General features: G+C 41.9%; 2 protein-coding genes. Both read left to right on the top strand.

Annotated elements, in window-relative coordinates:
* Positions 1-478 precede the first annotated feature (478 nt).
* Positions 479-721: a hypothetical protein gene (locus tag F6K20_RS36540; RefSeq protein WP_287265437.1), complete on the top strand. Its 243-nt coding sequence runs from the start codon at positions 479-481 to the stop codon at positions 719-721.
* A 544-nt stretch (positions 722-1265) separates the two neighbouring features.
* A partial coding sequence (locus F6K20_RS36535) for an ammonium transporter (protein ID WP_502708923.1) occupies positions 1266-1905 on the top strand: 640 nt, incomplete at its 3' end.

Raw genomic sequence — 1905 nt, 5'->3', positions numbered from 1 at the left:
TATCTATCTTTGGCACTGCCCACCCTACATCAATATTCTCTATTGTGATTAATTCGCGCGGTGGGCAGTGCCTACTAATGCGATCGCCAGCTGCTGTTATCTATCTTTGGCACTGCCCACCCTACATTAATATTCTTGATGCTCTATCAGTTAAACAGATTTTTTGATATTTCCTATTCCCTGTTCCCTGCTCGATCAAAATAGAATACCATAAAAAAATCCTGTACAAATTAAACATAATTTAGGAGATCAATTGCTAAAAATACTATTTGTAAATAAATGTAAAAAATTTTAATTAACCCTTGCATTTTTTCGATGAGTTATGTATAGTATAGAAGGTGACGACTGAAACTAATAGCCGCGCTGGCAATACCTGTTAACCACGACCAGCGCGGCTTTCCTCCCTCCTAAATAGGAGTTACTTCCATCATGCAAAAAAAAATCACGATCATCAATCCTGGTTGGGTGCATCTCATTTTTGCGGTTTGACCCGGTAGGTGCCATGGGCATCTTGGTGCCATGGGCATCTTGGTGGAACAGGCATCTTACTGGCATGGGTATCTTGCTGGCATGGGCATCTTGGTGGAACGGGCATCTTGGTGCCATGGGCATCTTGGTGGAACGGGCATCTTGCCCGTTTCCTGCCGCAACTGTAAGCATTCAGCTAATCCGCTACTTGAGGTGCTACTTGAGGTGCCAAAGGCCAACGGCTGACAGCTGACGGCTGACAGCTGACTGCTGAATAATTACATTTTATGAGAGTAAAAAAACAGGAATATATTTCGACGAATAAAAAAAGAAAAAGGGTAATGCTAGCATACAATAGTGAAAATATCGTCTACTCTAAGAGTAAGATAGTGCTTAACTGTTCCTGGAAAAACACTATCAAGTGCCCGGGGAGTTAATAGTTATAGTTACTCATAGAATCAAGGGAACTAGTGTAAGGATAAGCCAAGTCAATGGTCACTCATGACTTAGGCTGATTTAAGATTAGGGTGTTATCTACGCCAACATTTTATCTACGCCAAAAGAGTTTTCACTAGTAGCCCAAGGCCAAAAAAAATTAATTAATTCAGTTGTATACTAGGTTATTTGTACTAATTCATAATGATCACAGATAACCGAGATTGTAGGTATCCATCGACAGGATTTGGAATCAATTATTTGACCATGATTCCCATACCACTGTCGATTACCACGTAAGCTGACAGCTGAATGCTTACAAGTATTGATTTTTATTCTAAGCACTAAACCTTTGATTACTAATGTCTAAACAAAAGCGCAAAAGGTTAAGGTGCATCAGCGCTTGGAGGCTGCAAAGCTGGAAAGTTTGCTTGCCCTTAATCCCAATAATTATTCTGTTGTGTGCCGAGGTAGCAGTAGCCCAGAATCCACCTTTTAAGACTACCCTTGAATCGCTCCAAATCACCGTGAATACTATCTGGGTGATATTCACTGGTTGTTTAGTATTCTTCATGAACGCGGGCTTTGGGATGTTGGAGGTTGGTCTTTGCCGCCAAAAGAATGCCGCCAACATTTTGACTAAAAACCTGATTGTGTTTGCCCTGTCTACAGCCGCTTACTGGGCAGTTGGCTTTGCTTTCATGTTTGGTGATGGCAACCCTGTTTTAGGTTTCAATGGCTTTTTCCTTTCGGGATCAGATAATAGTCCAGCCATAGGAGAAGCCTACAACGGTGTCTTCTATTCACTAAAAGATATTGGTATACCCCTCAACGCCAAATTCTTTTTTCAACTGGTTTTTGCTGGAACTGCTGCCACTATTGTCTCTGGAGCAGTGGCCGAGCGCATCAAATTTTCTGCCTTTTGTCTGTTCAGCCTTCTACTTGTCGGCATCATTTACCCAATCACGGGTCACTGGATTTGGGGAGGAGGCTGGCTAGGAA

The organism is Moorena sp. SIO2C4, from assembly GCF_010672485.1.
Taxonomy (GTDB): Bacteria; Cyanobacteriota; Cyanobacteriia; order Cyanobacteriales; family Coleofasciculaceae; genus Moorena; species Moorena producens.
The sequence above is the reverse complement of the archived record's forward strand: the minus strand, read 5'-3'. Positions and strand labels throughout refer to the sequence as shown.